Origin of the sequence: Moorena sp. SIO4A1 (genome assembly GCF_010672065.1) — a bacterium.
Classification (GTDB): Bacteria; Cyanobacteriota; Cyanobacteriia; order Cyanobacteriales; family Coleofasciculaceae; genus Moorena.
Genome location: NZ_JAAHHX010000022.1, coordinates 1 through 17,034, shown reverse-complemented (window position 1 = coordinate 17,034; position 17,034 = coordinate 1). Strand labels below are relative to the sequence as shown.

The following is a 17,034-nucleotide window of genomic DNA, read 5'->3' as shown; positions in this document are numbered from 1 at the left end:
TTCTTTTAAGATTAGCATAATACACGAAATTAAAAACCACCGCGCGAGCATTATCCCGTGGGGGATGAAAACTTTTTTAGAGGGTTAACCCTCTTGTTCAAGGGATCGTAAAAGAACGGGACAAGGAGATTGTTTTGATGAGCAAAGTAATATGGGAAAACGATTGGTTTATCTGGGCAATAGCCTTAGGGATAGGGTTTCCGTTCCTGGTAATTATTCTCACAGAAATTACTCATCGTTTACAAAGACGCGGTCAGCCTCTAGCAGCTACACTCTTTCTAGTTCGTAACCGTGTCCTACCGGTCTTAGTATTCCTGCTATTTATCCAGAATGTGCTTGAGTTAGACCTGGATAACAATCTTGTCAAGCTTGTCGAGACCCTGGTGTGGTTCTTTGTTATAGACGCCTCTCTGTCTCTAATCAATTCGGTTTTGTTTGAAGCCGCTGGGGAAAATACATGGCGAGGACGGATCCCAAAACTACTCCTAGATTTGTCAAGATTTTTTTTGGTAGCCCTTGGTGGTGCCATTGTGCTATCGAGAGTGTGGGGAGCCGACCTCGCTGGTCTAGCTACTGCCTTGGGTGTGGGTTCTATTGTTATCGGCTTGGCACTTCAGGACTCTCTGGGCAGCATCTTTTCTGGCATTACCCTACTGTTCGCTCGTCCCTTTGAAGTCGGTGATTGGTTGCAGATGGGAGACAAAGTTGGTCAGGTCATTGATATGAATTGGCGAGCTGTTCACCTGTTAACCCGCACAGGGGACATGATTATTATTCCCCATCGGGTACTTGGGGGAGAAATAGTCCTCAATTACAGCAAACCGAAACGGATTCATGTAGAAACCTTTAGGATTGACTTCGACAGTGATGATCCACCCAACCTAATTAAGCAAGTACTAAAAGAAACAGCACTGGCCACAGAAGGGATATTGAGTGATCCTTCCCCAGAGATCCGCACCATGGAATATAACGACTATCGCGGTAACTATGAGGTTAGGTTTTGTATCGAAGACTATCAGGATGCCCCCAAAATCCGTGAACAGTTGATGACCCGTATCTGGTATGCAGCCCAACGCAACAATCTTGGACCTACCATTCCGATCTATAGACTCCGTAAACTCGATAGTGAACCTAATCAGGCAGATAGCACTTTGACGAAGTTTACCGAGAGCCTGAAGTCAATACCTGTCTTTGTTCCTGTAGCTAAACAGCAAAAGAACTTGGAGAATTTCTCGAAAGGAGCAGTCCTACAACATTTCGGTGTGGGAGAAACAGTGATTCGTCAAGGGGATCCTGGTCATGCTTTGTACATTATTATTGCTGGGAAAGCTGTAATCACCGTCAAAGATAGTTATGGTGAACAACAGGAGATGATGACTCTGTCAAGTGGTGAGTTTTTTGGGGAAATGGCACTGTTTAGCGGCAAACCAAGCTCCGTATCCGTTACCGTTGTGGAAGATTTACAAACTATTGCGCTTTATTCAGATCTGGTTAATCAGATGATAGAAAGCACACCAAGTCTCGCCCGTGAAATCGGTCAAATTATCGAAGCACGACGAAAAGCGATAGATGAGGTGAAACAAGCCAATCTTGCATCCAGTAATGGTGCCGAGTTATCAAGTCAAGGTTAAGTTGACTATCAATCAACCATCATGGGATTGGCCTTGGCCTTTGGGCCACGCTGCGCGAATGGCCACGCGGGGCGCGTTCGCAACTGTAATGCCATGGGATTGGCCTTGGCCTTTGGGCCACGCTGCGCGAATGGCCACGCGGGGCGCGTTCGCAAAAGCTACACAGGGGGACGGTATTGCCTATAAGGTGGAGCCAGTGGTAGTGTAATCGGGGGAACACCAGTGCGATCGTGCGCTATCTTAGTGATTGTTACTGATTGCATAAATCAGGTTTATCTGGACTTCAGCACTAAAAGTGCGTACCTACACAGCATCAGTATTTTCAGCATTAGTATTCAGGAAAAAGATAATTGGTAATTGTCATTACTCCTGAGCCATTACCGATTATCCATTACCGATTACCTATGCCAAGCCATGCTTAGAGTACAATCCCCAAGGTTCTAGTATACCCAAGGTTCTAGTATAAGCGACTCAAGACATAGTCGCTCAGATCAATCAGAGCTTGCTTCGATTCTGAGGGTTTCAACACTGATATATTCTTAACTGCTGCCTTAGCATATTTGGCAGCCATTTCCCGCGATCGCTTAATTCCTTTACTATCCCTGACCAGTGCCAAGGCTTGTTCTTTATCCTCCGGCTGGGCAAACTCTCGCTCTATGAGCACCTCTAGGTAGGGTTTTTCTTCGAGGGCAAATAAAACTGGTGCTGTGAGGTTTCCACTAACTAAATCTGACCCTGCGGGCTTACCTAACACATCTGTGGAAGCTGTAAAGTCTAGAATATCATCTACAATCTGAAACGCCAACCCCAAATTACGTCCATAGTGATATAAATTGTCGGCTACCTGATCTGAAACACCACTTAGGCATCCTGCTGCTTTAGCACTATTAGCCATCAGTGAAGCTGTTTTGTTATAAGTCTTTGCCAAGTAGCCTTCTATAGTTGTCGTGGTGTCAAATCGACTCAGTCCTTGTTGGATTTCTCCCTCTGCCATATCTTTAATCACTTCAGAGAGCAGCTTAACTACCTCTAAGTTATCGAGATTAGCCAGATACCAAGCTGATTGACCAAACAGAAAGTCACCAGCTAGCACAGCGATTCGGTTATTGAACAAGCTATTAACAGTGGGTACGGTGCGGCGTACCTCTGACTCATCTATCACGTCATCATGGACCAGAGAAGCGGTGTGAATCATCTCAGTAATTTCTGCTAGACGTCGATGACGTGGGGTAATCTTGCAGTTGGTTATCGTTGCCCGTGAGACCAACAATACAATGGCTGGTCGTAACCGCTTTCCCCCAGCTCCGAATAAGTGTTCAGCTGCAGCGTATAAGATTGGGTGACTGGCACCAATCAGGTTTTTTAAGTTTTCACTCAATAGATACAGATCTGCTTCTACGGAAGCAAAAAGGGAGGTCACTGAGGTCATGGATCAGCCGACTCAGAAGTTAGTTACGAAAGTTTACATATTTCTTTCTTAATTCTAAGCTAACCGTCCCCGATCGGAAAATTTTGTTGAGTTTATGGCAGAACTGGAAGGAAATCTGAGGAATTGTATAGACTTGTTAAGTCTGTAGCGATCTCGGCATGGCTACCCAGGATTTTTGTGCTATCCTGATAATTGAGGGTTTGAAAGATTTAACATACTGAATTCCAAATGTGGTAAGGGGAGAGTTAAATTCGGTGATCCCACCATAGCACAGAAGTTGGCTTAGGCAAGACAAGCCTTTCTATCCCGTCTATATCTCAGTATAGATACTGAGTAAACTTGTCAACCAGACATAACCACCAAAAGTTGCCTAATCGGGAGCCTGAGTTGAGATGATTCTCACCTTAAGATCAGGAGTTAGCTAGGCGAGGGTGGTTACGGTCAACTGAATTAAACACCTGTATCCCATACCTTTTATCCGCAACCATATCCTAGAACTATAGGGTTTTAGGATGGCTTTGCAGCAGATTTCTATAGAACGTTGCATCTATCTGTCTCTTGTTCACTCTTATGTTATACATTGATATGTCGTTAATGATCCCCCTGCTAGCTACTGGCTACTTAATCACCATCTATGTGCTGTTAACACTAGCCCAGCGTGTTCAAAGTTCTCCAAGGTACTTTGCTAATCCCATTAAAAATGCCTTGGCTACTCGTGTGCCAACTGAGTCGGCATCCGAGGTCAACCAGGTTAAGGGATGGTCTCAAAGGTCTCAAAGTGAATCTCCTCGAGCATAACCCATGGCCTATTCATCTGCTTGGGTAGGAAGAGTCTTTAAACCTGGCGCAATGAGTACCAGATTGTCTAAATAGATTTTGAGTTGTCCCAAAAACAGATAGACGCAAATAGTTCTGACCACTGTCTGTGTTTATCTGTTTGGCTATGAGATTTTGACAGGTCATGGTCTACGGGCTAATGATCAAGTAGATCTAAGTATATCTTAGCGATACTCCAATATACAAGGTTGCCGTCATCAGGACTGACGTTGCCAAAAAGGTCAAGTCAGGCTTTCCCCCTTTTGGCTAATGGCCTAAGGGGGCATTTAGTCTTGGGCTACACAAACCAATTCCACAAATTTTATCAGCATCTAAACGCTGAAAACCCCGTCACAAAGCGAGCGGGTCAGAAGTTACCCCAATCAGAGGGTCGCCTTTATGGGTGAGTGGGCTATGCAGAAAAGGTTTAAAACTTTGTAGTAAGGCGACCCTCTGATCAGGTTTCGTCTCCGGGATGAAAGCGAATAGCGGCTAAAGCCGCCCGTAAAGAATCTCGAACCTAAAAGTGTTGACAGTTGTATAGCGCTATAGTACCATTCAAGTATAGGGTACAGGCTGAAAAACCGAACGCGCCCCGCGTGGCCTTTGGCCTTGACGCAACCGGGTCCCAGACCCGTCACTGCATGACCTAAAAGTAGTAATGCCCGGAGGGTAGGGAAAGTCCTCTTTAAAAACCCAATCATCAATTAACCCTTAAAGGCGACCCTCTGATTACGGTAACTTCTAACCCCACCGTACCGTGTTTTTTATCAAAATGTGCAATGCTCGGGTTCACACACCAACGGTTACAGGCTATGCATAAAAGGGTTAAAACTTTTTTATTAAGGCGACCCTCTGATCAGGTTTGGTCTCCGGCACACCGAAACCAGGCGAAAAGGGAGGAAACGGACTTCTTAAGGCACTCCTAATAAGTAGCCAAGCGCTTAGGGAGAATTGCCCGCTGGGTCTGCTATAAACTGAACTGAACTCTTAGTCTTGACGGGTTTTTGGTTCAGGTACTGCTTAATTTTTGGCGGCGTCAATGATTAAGATATAGCGGTTTAAGGCAGCTCGTTGAACTAAGAATCCCCGCGTCTTTAGACCGGGGAGTGTCAAAGCCTGCTTGCTTGGCTAAGGCCTGAGGGAGTAACCCAAGCCAACTTTTTTGATCAAGTTGATCAAGCCCTAGAATTGCTGATCTGGGGGGGGAACGGTAAACCCAACAGCCCTGGTGGTGGTCGAGGTAAGGGAGAGTTTCTCCTCTCCCTTTTTCCCTCTGCCACTAGAACAAGCATTATTCTGGCCTTCCCATGACCAGGGAAATGTTTCCCCTAGCTGAGTTAGGTAGAATTAGGGATTATATTGGGTTAATTATCCCAACAAGGCTTTGGCTTTAGCGACTACATTCTCAACCGTGTAACCAAACTTCGCCATAGCGACGCCACCGGGAGCAGAAACACCAAAGCGATCAATGCTAATCATATCACCCTCGCTACCCAAGTAACGGCACCAACCAAAGCTGACACCAGCTTCGACCGCGAGGCGCTTGGTAACTGCTTTGGGCAAGACGGATTCCCGATAGGCTTCATCCTGGGCTTCAAAAAGTTCCCAGCTTGGCATGGAGACAACACGGACTTTCTTCCCTTCCTCTCGCAACTGCTCAGCCCCTTGGACACACAGTGACACTTCGCTACCAGTACCAATCAGGATAATGTCAGGAGTGCCATCGCTGTCAGAGAGGACGTAAGCCCCTTTGGTCGCGGCTTCAATGGAACTACCAGCTAGGTTAGGTAAACCTTGTCGGGTAAAGGCGAGGAGAGTTGGAGCATTACGACGCTCAATAGCTACCTTATAAGCCCCAGAGGTTTCGTTGCCATCAGCAGGTCGAAGGACTACCAGATTTGGTATAGTCCTTAGGGAAGCAATGGTTTCAACCGGTTGGTGTGTCGGACCATCTTCACCTAAGGCTACCGAGTCGTGGGTCATTACCCAAATTACCCCAGCTTCTGATAGAGCCGACAGGCGAATTGCTGCCCGCATATAGTCGGTGAAAATCAGGAAGGTGGCTCCATAGGGAATCAAGCCAGAGTTGTGAAGGGCAATGCCATTGCAAATCGCTCCCATACCATGTTCCCGGACGCCAAAGCGTAGGTTCCGGTTTTCATATTGCCCTTTCTGGAAATCCCCAGATATGTTCAATAAAGTGAGATTGGAGGGAGCGAGGTCAGCGGAACCACCAATCAATTGAGGCAGTACGGGAGCAAGTGCATTGAGAGTGGCTTGAGAATGTTTACGGGTTGCTACTCCCTTGTCTTCCGGCGTGTAGGTGGGAAGGGCTTTTTCCCATCCTTCCGGGAGTTGGCCACTGGTAATTTGCTCAAATTCTGCTGCTTGTTCAGGATACTTTGCTTTGTAATCTTCTAGGGTTTGATTCCAGGCAGCTTCCGCTTCCGTACCGCGTTCCACTGCTTTGCGGAAATGATTGAGAGCATCATCTGGAACTACAAAGGGTTCATATTCCCATCCCAGGTGTTTGCGAGTGGCCTCCACTTCATCCCCACCTAAAGCTGCACCATGGACAGCATGTGAATTGGCTTTGTTAGGAGAACCATAGCCAATGGTGGTGGTTACCTTAATCAAAGACGGCTTATCTGTTACGGCTTTGGCTGCTGCTATGGCATCATTGATAGCTTCGAGGTCAGTGTTACCACTCTCTACATGTTTGACGTGCCAGCCATAGGCTTCAAAGCGCTTACCCACATCTTCAGTAAAGGCTAAGTCAGTAGAGCCGTCGATGGAAATATGGTTGTCATCGTAGAGGGCGATGAGTTTACCAAGTCCTAGGTGACCCGCTAAAGAACAGGCTTCACCAGACACCCCTTCCATGTTGCAACCATCACCAAGGATGACGTAGGTGTAATGATCGACAATCGTAGCATCCGGTTTGTTGAACCTAGCAGCTAAGTGAGCTTCTGCCATTGCCAAACCCACACCATTGGCAATTCCCTGTCCCAATGGACCAGTAGTTACTTCAACCCCATCGGTTTCAAAGTTTTCTGGGTGTCCAGGTGTGACCGATTCCCACTGGCGGAACTGCTGAAGATCGTCTATGGTTACACCATCATAGCCAGTTAGGTAAAGTAAGGCGTATTGCAACATACAGCCATGACCAGCCGACAAGACGAAGCGATCGCGGTTGAACCAATTGGGATTTTTGGGGTTATACCGCATAAAACGGTCCCAAAGCACGAATGCCATAGGAGCCGCCCCCATGGGCAGCCCAGGATGACCAGACTTGGCCTTTTCTACAGCATCAATCGCCAAGAAGCGGATGGAATTGATGCAAAGTTCTTCGAGAGACTGGGTTGCAACGGCCATAATTTCTGTTTAATGGATATGTGTGTACTATGGTCTAACAAGAATTTGTCTGAGTTCAAACAAGGGTGGCTCTCGGTTGACCCAAAGGTACTTTCTCATAATCCCATTACCGGGATCAATCAGCAAGAGATAGGGATTGGCTCAGCATGAAGGATGTTCGCCGGATAGCTTCCCTTGTAGGGTAGGATGAAGCATCAAGGATGAAAACAATCCATAAAGCCTGGGAATATGGGTTACTCAGTAACTATCATTAACTAGTAGTTGGAACTAGTAGTTTTTTCCTTGACCTACCTTCACCCAATGCCCACCATAAGCTCAAGGCTACCCTTTTGGTTCTCCTACGGAGTAAGCCGTTAACGGTTCAAACTTTATTCCCACTTTCCCGGTATTTTTTGAAGGCTAGGGTTACATTATGACCGCCGAACCCAAAGGAATTGGATAGCACTACTTCTACCATCTGCTGGCGACTATAATTGGGTACGTAATCCAAATCACATTCAGGGTCTGGGTTGTTCAAATTTATCGTTGGTGGAATCTGGTCATGGGCAATTGCCATCACTGAAGCCACTGCTTCAATGCCACCAGACCCTCCCAACAAATGACCTGTCATGGATTTGGTGGAGCTAATTGCTACTTTATAGGCATGGTCTCCTAAAGCTTTTTTAATCGCTGCTGTTTCAGTTTTATCATTGGCAACTGTACTAGTCCCGTGGGCATTGATGTAGCTAACCTGTTCGGCCGTCAAACCAGCATCCTTCATCGTCAGTGCTATAGCCCTGGCTGCTCCTTCGCCACCTGGTACAGGGGATGTGATGTGATGGGCATCACAGGTCATGGCATAGCCAACGATTTCGGCATAAATTTTTGCTCCACGACTGAGGGCGTGTTCTAGTTCCTCTAGGATCAGAATCCCAGAACCTTCTCCCATCACGAAGCCATTGCGAGCGATATCAAAAGGACAGCAAGCTGACTCAGGAGTATCGTTACGAGTAGATAAAGCTCGTGCTGATGCAAAACCCGCCATTGCTAGGGGAGTCACCGCCGCTTCAGCACCGCCACAAATCATGGCTTGGGCATAGCCTCGCTGGATTAAGCGAAACGCATCACCTACGGCATTAGACCCTGCGGCACAAGCAGTAACTGGGCAACTATTGGGTCCCTTCGCTCCCGTATGAATTCCTGTCTGACCAGCTGCCATGTTAGCAATCATCATCGGGATCATAAAAGGACTACAGCGGTCAGGTCCACGTTTAATAAGAACTGTTTCCTGGTCTTCCAGTACCTTGAGACCACCGATACCAGTGCCAATCATTACACCGACCTGTTCTGCGTTCAGGTCATTGATCTCAAACTGGGCATCAGCTAATGCTTGCTTACTGGCAGAAACCGCCAATTGAGCAAAGCGGTCCATACGCTTTGCTTCCTTACTCTTCATGTAGTCATGGGGATCAAAGCCCTTAACCTCACCAGCAATACGACAAGCGTGCTTGGAGGCATCAAATAAGGAAATTAAACCAATACCATTGCGTCCGTTTAACAACCCTCCCCAGTACTCAGCCACCGTGTTGCCTATTGGCGTAATTGCACCGAGACCTGTAACAACGACCCGTTTTTTATCAAAGTTTGTCATCATGCCATTAAAACTAGGCTTATCGACCGTGAACGCAGAACTTGCGGTAATAAATCAGGCTGATTAAGCTGGAGTTTCTGCTCCTGCTCCTGCTTTTTCCCCAATGTAATCCACAGCCTTTTGAACAGTGTCGATCTTTTCCGCCGCTTCATCAGGGATTTCGATGTCGAAAGCTTCTTCTAACGCCATCACCAGTTCAACTGTGTCTAGGGAGTCAGCGCCCAGATCGTTGGCAAAGTTGGCTTCTGGGGTAACCTCGCTCGCCTCAACGTCCAACTGTTCTGAAACGATTCCCTGAACTTTCTCGAAAATGTCGCTCATATAAATATTCCTCAGCCTTTTTAGCTAGAACCTCTCAAGTACTACTTACTGATTTTATGGGTTTTCTGATCTTATCCGAAAGAGGTCTCATCTTGTAGGTAGGTAATAAGGCTTCAGAGCCTGACCCCACTTCCCTTAATCCTCGGCTTTGGTGCCTTTGTCCCCCGTGTCATCTATATTAATTTGCTCAAGACCCCAGAACTGCTTAGTTTCCACAACATTTGATGGTAACCCAAGAGACATCCTTAGGAATTGTACACCAAACCTCAAAAAACCGCTCCTTTTCTCCTCACATGACCGTTGCCTTCCGAGACTTGACCCAGCCAAACTTTAGAGCTTCATGGACATAATTTCAACATCGTCCCTTGGAATTTGAGTTTCTGGCATCCGAGCTAACCCTGTTAATTCACGATGGTCGATCTTGTAAATTTGAAGTTTTTTTGTATTTTTGTCAAGCTAATCAAACAAAACTTTACAAAAAGCCGTGATTAGCGGGAAGCTGATTTATCAAGCCTTCCTTTGGGTTTGACGGAGTTGCGATCGCAGCCATCGCGCCGACAGTATCGGTATGAATACTGAATACATAATTATACCAATTCTTACAATTATTACTGCTCACACGACTACACATTCATTGGATCTGACTATCTGACCATCTGACCATCTGCATCTGTAGTCCTACTTTGAAGAATTGGTACTATATCATTTCAGGATAATTACCCTTAATAAAAATCTCCCCTATCTCCCCATCTTCCCCTCCTGGGAGGGGTTAGGGGTGGGTTCCCATCTCCCCATCTCCCCATCTTCCCCTCCTGGGAGGGGTTAGGGGTGGGTTCCCACCCTCCCCACCCTTCCAACGCTCTCCTTAATTATGGGTATTCAAGCAGAGTTGATATTAGTTGATGGGCTAACTAACCAATCCCTACTAAAAGGGCAGCAGTAAAAAATTTTTGTTTGATCAAGATGAGCTTTTCAAAATACACGACTTCGGTGAAATTCCTCGTAAGATCAGTTTTGGAATGAGTTAGCTCAGTTAGCTCAATTATGTATTTACACGGTTGTCGTGCTAGGTCAAGTTGATCCTAAAATTGATGTAATCACTTAACAAGGAAAGTCTCATGAATTCAAGTATTATTTTTTGGTTATTCAGCTGGTTTTTATTGGCAATTTATGATTATCCAACCAAAAACAATACTATCAAAGATAGCCATCAAATCCAAAATTTATTAATTTATTGTTTTTTTTTATTTTCAATAACTATGAAGCCATTGAACAAGATCTAAATTTGGCTAATGATAAAATCAAGTGGCTGGACTATGAACTTAAAGAAAGTCATCAGCAAATCATCGGGATAATCAATAAGTTTATTGTAGTTAATAACTCCTTAAGGAGGTTGCATAAAAAAAATGTCTCACTCCAAGAGAGGGTTGAACAGCTGGAGCTGGAAAAGCAGGCTTTTCTTGAAGAGCTTGATGGGGGAGTAGAAACTTCAAATTGGGATTATCAAGCCTGGGAGTTGATGGTACAGAAAACCAAAGGAATAATTGTGGAGCTAAACCAAGTCAAGACGGAAGTTAAATCACTCCTAAGACAAAACAAACAATTGGCATGGGATAAAGCATGCTTAGAAAAGCAACTTGAATTGGAGAGGGCAGAAAATCAATGCCTGACTATGGAAAAACAACAACTAAAGCAGCAAAAAAGTATCTTGGCAGGGAAACTGAGACAGAAGCATCTTGAAACTCAATCCCTACTCACTGAAATTGAAGCACTAAAGATGTAAAAACCAAGATGTGTTGATGATAAATTTTGATCACTCTACAAGCTTAAAGCAGGACAGTGACGGTCATGAGTAATATCGTGTCCGGTTGACTACTTATCATTCTGGGGTTTTAGTTAATTGAAAATTGAAAATTGAAAATGGTCAATCAACAATTAACAATTAACAATTAACAATTAACAAGTCATGGGCATAGGATCAACCATTTTATAAGTGATTAACCGGACTTAATCTTACCACTTACTAATTTCTAATTATTGACTCTACCAGGTTAATTTAGTAGCCGAATAGTACCACAACACATTTGATAGTTAAGTGACCCTTGAGCATACACAGAAAAACCAGGCAATAGCCAAGACAAAATACACAATGGTGATGGGTATAGGTGATGGGTATAATTTATTCAAGTCATTAGTAACCCGTCAGTGGGGCTAGCCCCAAGGGTACCAGAATAAACTAAACCCCGCTGTGTGTCCAGAGTCAAAATTGCCCCATCCCGAATCAATTGGGTCGCATTCTTTACCCCCACAATTACTGGCACACCCAAGCGTAAGCCAATCACTGCTGCATGGCTAGTTATACTATCTTCCTCAGTGATAATTCCTGCTGCCTTGCGAATAACTTCCACAAATTTGGCATTGGTGGAAGGAGCGACTAGGATTTCTCCGTGGTTGAAGTTAGGTAGATCACCATCAGTGTCAGCCACCCGAGCAACACCACTTACTGATCCCTGACCAATACCAACTCCCTGACCCAAAACTGCTTTGACTAACTCTACTTTAATTAAGTCTGTTGACCCAGCCACACCTTGGATTGTCCCCGCCGTCATGACCACCAAATCTCTTTCTGTTAGAAGCTGTTTTTCCTGAGCCACGCTGATTGCGGCTTGGAAGGTCTGACCAGTTGAGGGTAAATCCAGGACTAACAAAGGTCTGACCCCCCAAACTAGCTGGAGTTGTCGAGCCACATCTACATGGGGTGTTACTGCTAATATGGGAGTCTGGGGTCGGAATTTAGAAACATTCCGTGCTGTAGCACCAGTTTTGGTCAGAGTCATGATGGCTGCTGCGTCTAACTGCTCCGCAATGTGACCAACTGCCTGGGATATAGCATTGGGAATGGAACGGCTGGTGTCACGAGCATTACCGATAATCTGTTCTTGCTCAATGCGCACCGCAACCGTGCCCATGGTCTTTACAGCTTCTACTGGGTATTTACCAACAGCTGTTTCGTTAGAGAGCATGACTGCATCAGTGCCATCAAGGATAGCATTAGCTACGTCAGAAACCTCTGCACGAGTTGGTCGGGGTGAGTGAACCATACTGTCCAACATTTGAGTGGCAGTGATGACTGGGATTCCCCGTCGATTGGCTGAGGCAATCAGTCGCTTTTGTAAGATTGGTACATCCTCTGCTGGCAGTTCTACCCCTAAGTCACCCCTAGCAACCATCACCCCATCGCACAGGGAGATAATTGCCTCCATTTGCTCAATGGCTTCATGCTTTTCAATTTTGGCAACGACGGGTACCTGCTTGCCAGCACTGTTAATCAGTTCTTTGATTTCTAATATGTCCTGAGGATTACGAACAAAGGAGAGTGCTACCCAATCCACACCTTGATCCAAACCAAACATTAAATCTCGTCGGTCTTTATCGGTTAGAGCTTTGATGGATAGGTAGACACCAGGGAAGTTAACTCCCTTGTTATTTGAGAGGGGTCCACCGACGGTAACGGTACAGTGCAAGGCTCGTTGCTCTCGGTCTACCTCATCTACCCGCATCTCAACTTTGCCATCATCTAATAGGATGGTGGCTCCCGCAGGCACTTCGTCCGCTAGGGGTTCGTAGGTAACTGAACTGATTTCCTGTTTACCAACCATGGATTTGCTGGTTAAGGTGAAGCGATCGCCATTGTTGACAACAATGGAACCGTTTTCAAACCGCCCCAAGCGAATTTTCGGTCCTTGCAAGTCTTGCAGGATCGCTACAGGCTGATTGAGTTCAAAGGCCGTCTGGCGAATCAGGCGAATATTGCGCTGATGGTCTTCGTGGGTGCCATGGGAAAAGTTAAGTCGTAAAGTGGTGGCACCAGCTTGAATTAGTGCCTTGAGAACATCTGGGCTATTGCTCGCAGGGCCAATTGTGGCAACAATCTTTGTCCGACGTAGGGAATTTGGCGATTGCATAAACGTGAAAGGGATTAGGTTGGTTTCCCGAACAACACCTTAGCATGGCACATTACTGTTTTTTGTCTGATATTAAGTTTTCCTAAATATCTTTACAAAGACTTGTTATGAGTCATTAGTTATTAGTACCAAGCCAGGTTTAATAAGATTCGGTAAACATTCCCCAATCTACACTAAGTCCGGTTAGTGGGGGATGAATTTCCAGGCAAAAAATTTTTGTCGTAATCGAGTCGTAATCAATAAGATAGTATTGCAGGGTAAGCGCAAGAAAAATTGAGCCAAAATGTGATATGGAGTAAGGATTATGACAATAATAAGCCTTAATTCTCAGGACTATTGCATATTTATATCAATATTGTTGATAATAATGCGGCCTTATTGATTCTTGCGTTTCCCCTGGATAGTATTGGAAGAATTAGACTTAAGCAAAGTCAAACAGTTCACGAAAACTAAGGGTGCATTAAGGCCATAGGGAACGACAAAGGAAGCACTGATTACACCTTTGGCTTAGTCGAGGGGACTTCACGGGTCACTATTGCGGTATTGGATCCGGTAAATGCGGTTGTTGGCTTCTTCTGTGACGAGCAGACTGCCATCTTTTAGCACCAGCAACCCAACTGGACGTCCCCAGGTGGTTGGTCCTGAGGAATCGATCAGAAAACCAGTCAGAAAATCTTCATAGTAGCCTAATGGTCGTCTATCAGTTTTAAAGGGAACAAAGACAACCTTGTAACCGGTGCCTCGGTTACGATTCCAAGAGCCACGAAACGCTACAAAGGCACCGTTACGATACTTTTCTGGAAAGGTCTGTCCATCATAAAATTGTAATCCTAGTGCTGCTGAGTGCGATTGGAATAAAACATCGGGAGTTCGGGTTTGGGCAACCAGTTCAGGTTTAATGCTTTGACCATTGGTGGTTTGACGGGGATCGATCAGATGGGGGGCTAAATAGGCATAGGGCCAACCATAGAATTCCCCTTGGCGAATACGGGTGAAGTAATCAGGAACTAGGTCATCTCCGATCAGATCTCGTTCATTGACAGTAGTGTAAAGTTCACCAGTAATTGGGTGAAAGTCTAGGCCGACAGGATTACGTAAGCCATAGGCAAAGGTCTGTTGGTTTGAGCCGTCCAGGTTCATCACCTGTACCGATGCTCGGGGTAGGGGTTCCCTATCGACATTAGACCGTGAACCAATCGAGACGTAGATTTTGTTTAGGTTGGGAGATACTACCACATTGCGGGTCCAATGCTGGTTGTAGCCACCACCAGGAAGGTCAGCAATTTTTTGACCTTTGCCAGTAAGTTGCTCTTGACCTTTTGTGTAGGGAAAGCGGAGTACAGCATTAGTGTTGCCCAAGAAGAAGTATTGATCAGCAAAGGCCATGCCAAAGGGAATATTTAACCCATTACTAGCACTAGCAAAGGTTTTTTTGACATCAGCAACTCCATCACCATTGCTGTCGCGCAATAAACGAATACGATTTGCCCGAGTTTCTGTGACCAAGATATCCCCAGTGGGAGTAAGTGCTAGCCAGCGGGGACGGTCTAATCCATCAGCAAATACGTTCACTTGGAAACCCGCTGGTACTTTTAGGCTTGGGTTGGATGGCACTGCTACCACATTTGGAGGTCGAGAGGCGCTAGTAGTAGCAAAGGGTTGGGGTAAATCCTTCAGGGTAATTTTAATCGGTTGGGGTGTCAGAGGTTTGGTATCGATTAGGGTTTTTGTCAATAAAGCATTTGTTTGTGTAGGTGCCTGAGCAATTTGGGGAGATTCCTCAGACGAGGACTTTTGTAAAATCGGTGCAGCAGGTGCTTGAGTTGAGGTGCTGGTTGAAGCACAGGCTACTACCGTAGTCATCAGCAGTTGCAGGATCAGGAAACGTGGGAAATTCATGGTCAGGACCAAAGGGTGATTTGGGATTGATCGTGACATCCTCCTACACTAACGCTTCGCGTATAGTGTAGGCTTCCCATCTTCACAAACGGGTATTCCTGCCCAAAGCCACTTATCTAGGATTTCTCCCCCGACAGATCGACTATTTGACAGGCGGTTTCCATTTCCCGAATTGTCCACGGGTACTAATTCCAATCCTCGCCATCTAATCACCTGAGCAGCTGCATGATCTCTGTGGGCTGTGTAGCCGCATTCAGGACATTTATGCTCTCTAACGCTCAAATCTTTCTTCACTGTGGCCTGACACTCAGGGCAAGTCTGACTAGTTCCACGGGGGTCTACTCGTTTAAAGTAGTCGGGTAAGGTGAGAAATGTTACCATCTCTCCCTCCCCTAAGAACCGGACTTGAGACTTTCATACTCATCCGGCTCAAGCCTAATCAGGTATCCTGGTGAAGCTTCTTATGTTTGGCTTTGTGACAGTGACTATGTAGAATCTGTAGATTCTTAGTTTCACTGTTTCCGCCTCGCTTGATAGGTATGGTATGATGTACCTCGAAGTTATCATCGAGTTCGATAGGTAGATTGCAAATAGGACATATCCCTTTTTGGTGAATATATACCTTTTCGTATTTGCTACCTTTGGTAAATTTGGACTTCCCCCATTTAGTCTTCCTTTTCTTCCAATATTCTTTTAGGTCAGGGTCAAAGGGGGATGAGTTTCCTTTTACCTTTTCAAATCTGATAATAGGTACATCTTTGGCTGCGTTGACTAGGATTTCCTCTTTCTTTCTTTTTCCACTTGATATGGTGAAGAAGTTCAAGGTATCTTTGTCAATGGTTTTGAAGTATTTCCTCTTAATCCACTTCCAGGCTTTCTTTGGATGTTGTCTCTTTAGATACCTGTATATGGAATTGAGAATTTTATACCTTACATTGTTGAATGTTTTCTTGGAGCATACGAATCTGTAATAGTTTAGCCATCCTCTAATCTTCGGATTTAGCTTTTTGATTACATCTTCTGTATTTAGTGCCCTAGCTTCATTCTTGAGTATGCTACGAATTTCCTTTAAGAATCTCTTAACTTCTTCCTTGTCAGGTGTTATTATACATGAATAGCATATTTCCTCCCTGATTTTGGCGTTTGGGGTCGGGATTCTTATAGCATTTGGTTTTAGATTTTTAAGCATTTTTCGTGCTTTCTTCTTGTACCTCTTGCTATCTAATCTCAGGGTTTTTGTCTTTCTTTGTTGAATCTGGAACCCCAGGAAGGAAAAACCTTCTTCTATTATGTTTCTGATTTTGGTCTTTTCTCTGTTGAGTTCCAGCCCCCTTTTTCTTAGCCATTTTTCTACTCTGGGGATTATTTCTTCCAGGTTTTCTTTTGTTTGGCTGGTGATTACGAAGTCATCTGCGTATCTAGCAAATCTGTATTTATCTACCTCCTTTTTCTTATTTATGGTTTTCCCTCTACTTCGAGTTGTGTAATCTATCTTACATTTTTCGGATATGACTTCTTGGAGTCCATCGAGGGCTATATTTGCGCTTTTGTGGGCTGATGATTCCGCCTTGGGGTGTTCCTGAGTTGGTTGGATGGAATATCCTGTTATCCACGTATCCACATTTTAGCCATTTCTTGATTAGACTTCTTTTCGGTAGTCCTTCCAATTTATCCATGATGAAGCCATGAGATATATTGTCAAATGCTCCTTTAATATCTGCATCAAGAACCCAGTGGTGTGAGCTACCCTTTTTGAGGCCAGTGAACACTTCTTGGATGGCGTCGTGACAGCTTCTTCCAGGTCTGAATCCGTAACTATTGGGTTCAAAGCTTACCTCGAATACTGGTTCATATGCCATTTTTATTATGGCTTGACCTATTCGGTCTTTTATGGTTGGTATTCCTAAGGGTCTTTTCTTCCCATTTGATTTAGGTATATAGACTCTCTTGGTGGGGCTTACTTCA

Annotated in this window: 13 protein-coding genes and 1 pseudogene; 4 read left to right on the top strand and 10 right to left on the bottom strand. The window is 45.0% G+C overall.

The window, feature by feature from the left end; all coding sequences use genetic code 11:
• Positions 1–137: 137 nt before the first annotated feature.
• Positions 138–1,631, top strand: coding sequence for a cyclic nucleotide-binding domain-containing protein (locus tag F6K53_RS16045; RefSeq protein ID WP_293067157.1), 1,494 nt, complete (start codon positions 138–140; stop codon positions 1,629–1,631).
• Positions 1,632–1,652: 21 nt separating this feature from the next.
• Complete coding sequence (locus tag F6K53_RS16040) at positions 1,653–1,817, top strand: hypothetical protein (RefSeq protein ID WP_293017255.1); 165 nt, start codon at positions 1,653–1,655, stop codon at positions 1,815–1,817.
• Between the two features lie 271 nt (positions 1,818–2,088).
• Here the strand turns inward: F6K53_RS16040 and sds are convergent, their stop codons facing one another.
• On the bottom strand, positions 2,089–3,060 hold the full coding sequence (sds, locus tag F6K53_RS16035) for a solanesyl diphosphate synthase (RefSeq protein WP_293017256.1): 972 nt from the start codon (positions 3,058–3,060) through the stop codon (positions 2,089–2,091).
• 570 nt (positions 3,061–3,630) lie between these two features.
• Here sds and F6K53_RS16030 point away from each other — a divergent pair.
• On the top strand, positions 3,631–3,858 hold the full coding sequence (locus F6K53_RS16030; RefSeq protein ID WP_293017258.1) for a hypothetical protein: 228 nt from the start codon (positions 3,631–3,633) through the stop codon (positions 3,856–3,858).
• Positions 3,859–5,247: 1,389 nt separating this feature from the next.
• Here F6K53_RS16030 and tkt read toward each other — a convergent pair.
• The 4 genes from tkt to F6K53_RS16010 all read right to left on the bottom strand — a co-directional run bounded on the left by tkt (position 5,248) and on the right by F6K53_RS16010 (position 10,062).
• Positions 5,248–7,254, bottom strand: coding sequence for a transketolase (gene tkt, locus F6K53_RS16025; protein WP_293017259.1), 2,007 nt, complete (start codon positions 7,252–7,254; stop codon positions 5,248–5,250).
• 361 nt (positions 7,255–7,615) lie between these two features.
• Positions 7,616–8,884 carry a beta-ketoacyl-ACP synthase II gene (gene fabF, locus F6K53_RS16020; protein ID WP_293017357.1) on the bottom strand — a complete coding sequence of 423 codons (1,269 nt, stop codon included), beginning with the start codon at positions 8,882–8,884 and terminating at the stop codon, positions 7,616–7,618.
• A 63-nt stretch (positions 8,885–8,947) separates the two neighbouring features.
• A complete protein-coding gene (acpP, locus tag F6K53_RS16015; protein WP_293017260.1) occupies positions 8,948–9,205 on the bottom strand; it encodes an acyl carrier protein in 258 nt (85 codons plus the stop codon).
• A gap of 722 nt (positions 9,206–9,927) precedes the next feature.
• Positions 9,928–10,062 (bottom strand): hypothetical protein, encoded by a 135-nt coding sequence (locus tag F6K53_RS16010; RefSeq protein WP_293017261.1) that lies wholly within the window; start codon positions 10,060–10,062, stop codon positions 9,928–9,930.
• A 377-nt stretch (positions 10,063–10,439) separates the two neighbouring features.
• Here F6K53_RS16010 and F6K53_RS16005 point away from each other — a divergent pair, with 377 nt between their 5' ends.
• Positions 10,440–10,988: a hypothetical protein gene (locus F6K53_RS16005; protein WP_293017262.1), complete on the top strand. Its 549-nt coding sequence runs from the start codon at positions 10,440–10,442 to the stop codon at positions 10,986–10,988.
• A 400-nt stretch (positions 10,989–11,388) separates the two neighbouring features.
• Here F6K53_RS16005 and pyk read toward each other — a convergent pair whose 3' ends face one another.
• The 5 genes and pseudogenes from pyk to F6K53_RS15980 all read right to left on the bottom strand — a co-directional run.
• The gene (gene pyk, locus F6K53_RS16000) at positions 11,389–13,170 is read right to left on the bottom strand and encodes a pyruvate kinase (protein ID WP_293017263.1); all 1,782 of its coding nucleotides are present in this window, start codon (positions 13,168–13,170) and stop codon (positions 11,389–11,391) included.
• 522 nt (positions 13,171–13,692) lie between these two features.
• Positions 13,693–15,069 (bottom strand): sorbosone dehydrogenase family protein, encoded by a 1,377-nt coding sequence (locus F6K53_RS15995; protein ID WP_293069203.1) that lies wholly within the window; start codon positions 15,067–15,069, stop codon positions 13,693–13,695.
• Between the two features lie 48 nt (positions 15,070–15,117).
• Positions 15,118–15,423 (bottom strand): annotated as a pseudogene (locus F6K53_RS15990) (zinc ribbon domain-containing protein); the annotation flags it as partial.
• A gap of 85 nt (positions 15,424–15,508) precedes the next feature.
• The gene (locus F6K53_RS15985) at positions 15,509–16,468 is read right to left on the bottom strand and encodes a group II intron maturase-specific domain-containing protein (protein ID WP_293081362.1); all 960 of its coding nucleotides are present in this window, start codon (positions 16,466–16,468) and stop codon (positions 15,509–15,511) included.
• Positions 16,469–16,562: 94 nt separating this feature from the next.
• The coding region (locus F6K53_RS15980) for a reverse transcriptase domain-containing protein (protein WP_293081325.1) at positions 16,563–17,034 on the bottom strand (472 nt) is incomplete at its 5' end.